The 2,794-nt window shown below is 48.5% G+C and carries 4 protein-coding genes; 2 read left to right on the top strand and 2 right to left on the bottom strand.

Annotated features, from left to right (window positions below; genetic code table 11):
- The coding region (gene tatB / locus Q0340_RS02840) for a Sec-independent protein translocase protein TatB (protein WP_298082081.1) at nucleotides 1-480 on the bottom strand (480 nt) is incomplete at its 3' end.
- Between the two features lie 57 nt (nucleotides 481-537).
- Nucleotides 538-1,611 (bottom strand): radical SAM family heme chaperone HemW, encoded by a 1,074-nt coding sequence (hemW, locus tag Q0340_RS02835; RefSeq protein WP_298082080.1) that lies wholly within the window; start codon nucleotides 1,609-1,611, stop codon nucleotides 538-540.
- A gap of 136 nt (nucleotides 1,612-1,747) precedes the next feature.
- Between hemW and Q0340_RS02830 the strand changes: the two genes are divergently transcribed.
- Both Q0340_RS02830 and Q0340_RS02825 read left to right on the top strand, forming a co-directional pair.
- A complete protein-coding gene (locus Q0340_RS02830) occupies nucleotides 1,748-2,218 on the top strand; it encodes an RNA pyrophosphohydrolase (protein ID WP_005873256.1) in 471 nt (156 codons plus the stop codon).
- The coding region (locus Q0340_RS02825) for an aspartate kinase (RefSeq protein ID WP_298082079.1) at nucleotides 2,218-2,794 on the top strand (577 nt) is incomplete at its 3' end. The genes Q0340_RS02830 and Q0340_RS02825, both read left to right, overlap by 1 nt.

Below are 2,794 nucleotides of genomic sequence, written 5' to 3'. Positions count from 1 at the left end.
CGTAGAGTTTGCGGCGCGGGCAGAGCTTTGCGCGGAATTTTCTCCGCTCGAATTTGCTTTTAAATTTGCCGTCTCGCTCTGTTTTTGCGCCGAGACTTCCGCAGAGTTTAACGCGTCTTTGGCGGCGTCCGAGCTAAGCGTTTCTTTAAGCGAGCTTTCCGTGTCTTTTAACCCCGCATTTAGCGTCTCTTTGACCGAGTCGATACCGCCTTTGATCTCGTCGAGCTCCTCAAACGTGAGCTTTTTGCGCACGCCCTCGCTTGCTTGCGTGATACTCTCTTTATATTTTTTGGCGTCCTCTTTGAGCTCGGCGATGCGAAGCTCCTGATCGAAGCTAGATTTTGCGTCGTTGATGGTTTTTTTGATAACTTTGAAGTATTTCGCGAGCTCGACCAGCACTTTTGGAAGCTTTTCGGGCCCCAGCACGATTATCGCGATGATTAAAATGACCGTAATTTCAGGCATACTGATACCAAACATAAAATTTCCTAACGTAAAAAGTGGCGTATTTTAACTAAAATTTCATTAATCTTAAATTTAGCGCCCATTGCGGCTTTCTTGCGTGATAAAAAGCGCAATCTCGTCGGCGAGCAAAAAGTTGGGATTATAAAATTTACCCTCGCCGAATTTCAGCTTTTTTGCCCGCACGAGCAGCCGCGCGTTGCTTAGCTCCGCAGCGTCTAAAATTTGCGCCTCAAATCCCAAAACGCAGCGCAGCCCAAGAAATATGCGCTCAAGCTTTTTATCCTGCGCGCTTAGAGCTTCGCGCTGTTTTTGCAGCGGATCTGCAATGTAATCTCGCAAATTTTTAGGCGAGCTAAGGCGCACCTGAGCGCTAGTTCCGACCGCAAATGCCCCAAATCCCGCGTAATCCTCGCCGCGCCAGTAGGCCAGATTGTGCTTACAGCGCAGTCCGCGCGCGGCAAAATTTGAAATTTCATACTGGCTAAAGCCGCTATCCGCCGCAAGAGCAAAGAGAAATTTAGCTAGAGCCGCGCTTTCCTTTTTAAAGCTTTCGCGCCCAAAAAAGGGCGTATTTTCCTCAAGGCTTAGCGCATAGGCGCTTAGATGCGGCACTTCGCAGCGCGCAAGCTCAGCCATTTCAAATTTTAAATTCCTTTTATCGTCAAATTTGCTCGCATAGATTAGATCTAAATTTATATTATCAAAGCCCGCTGCTTTGGCATTTTGCACCGCCAGAAAAATCTGCGCCGCACTGTGCGCGCGACCGAGGAATTTTAGCTTGGCGTCGTTGAAGCTCTGCGCGCCGAAGCTGATGCGATTTACGCCGAGCTCGCGCATCCCGCTAAGCCAAGCGGGGCTAGCGGAGTTTGGGTTAGCTTCCGAGCTGATTTCGGCTTTGGCGGCAAAATGCGGCGCGAGCAGCGCAAAAATTTCATCATAAAGCCCCGCATCCACGGCACTTGGCGTACCTCCGCCGATAAAAAGCGTAGAGATTTTTGCTTGCGAATTTTTCGCCAAAAAGTCGCGCACCTCAAGCCCTAGCGCGCAAAAGTAGCTTTTTGCAAGGCTAAATTTGTCGCTAAAAGAGCCAAAGGCGCAATACGGGCATTTGGAGGTGCAAAACGGCACGTGGATATAGATGTGCAAGGTCGGTCCTATGGGCTAAATTTATGTCACAAAATTTAGCGAATTAATTTGAAAATTTATATAAATTTTAAGCCTCTTAACGCAAATTTTAATATTTTTAGGTAGAATTTTGAGAAATTTTTTGTGAGAAAACGAGATGGAAAAAGAGAAAAATTACAGACCAAATGTCGCTGCAATCGTGCTTTCGCCATCGTATCCGTTTAACTGCGAAATTTTAATCGCGCAACGAAGCGACATCAAAGGCGCTTGGCAGTTTCCTCAAGGCGGTATCGACGATGGTGAGACGCCTAAGATGGCGATCCGCAGAGAGCTAGGTGAGGAGATCGGAACAAGCAAAGTCGATATCATCGCTGAGTGCCCGAAGTGGCTTAGCTACGACTTTCCCGATGGGGTAGCTCAAAAGATGCGCCCATACGACGGGCAAATTCAAAGGTATTTTTTGGTGAGATTGCGAAGCTTAGCCGATATAAACATCAATACTAAACTTCCGGAGTTCGACGCATTTAAATTCGTAGGCGCGAATGAGGTTTTAAGGCACGTAAATCACTTCAAAAAGCCGATTTACGCGACGGTTTTAAAATATTTTAAGGAGGAGGGTTACATTTAATGCTGATCGTTCAAAAATACGGCGGTACGAGCGTCGGTACGCTAGAGCGGATCGAGGCGGTTGCGCAACGCGTGATAAAGACTAAAAACGAAGGACACGATGTCGCGGTAATCGTCTCTGCGATGAGCGGCGTTACCAATCAGCTCATCGAGCAGGCGGAATTTTTTACTAAAACTCCCGTAGGCAGAGAGATGGATGTGCTGTTAAGCTCGGGCGAGCGCGTTACGAGTGCACTTTTAGCTATCGCGCTAAACGCTAAGGGCTATGCTGCGATCGCATTTAGCGGACGTGGTGCTGGCATCGTGACGGATAATTTTCACACCAAAGCTCGCATCGTCTCGATCGATCCGAAAAGCATGCAAGAGGCGTTAAAGCAGGGTAAAATCGTCGTCGTTGCGGGCTTTCAGGGTATCAGCACCGCAGGCGAAGTAACTACGCTCGGGCGAGGCGGAAGCGATCTTAGCGCAGTCGCCGTCGCAGGAGCGCTGAATGCCGATCTGTGCGAAATTTACACCGACGTGGACGGCGTTTATACGACCGATCCGCGCATTGAGCCAAAGGCTAAGAAGCTTGATC

It is taken from the genome of uncultured Campylobacter sp. (genome assembly GCF_938045595.1).
Classification (GTDB): domain Bacteria; phylum Campylobacterota; class Campylobacteria; order Campylobacterales; family Campylobacteraceae; genus Campylobacter_B.
Note: the sequence above shows the minus strand (reverse complement) of the source record. Positions and strands in the feature narration are given on the sequence as shown.

Excerpts from the sequence above, each read along its gene's own strand:
- Q0340_RS02830 (WP_005873256.1), top strand. The coding sequence starts at position 1,748 with ATGGAAAAAGAGAAAAATTACAGACCAAATGTCGCTGCAATCGTGCTT.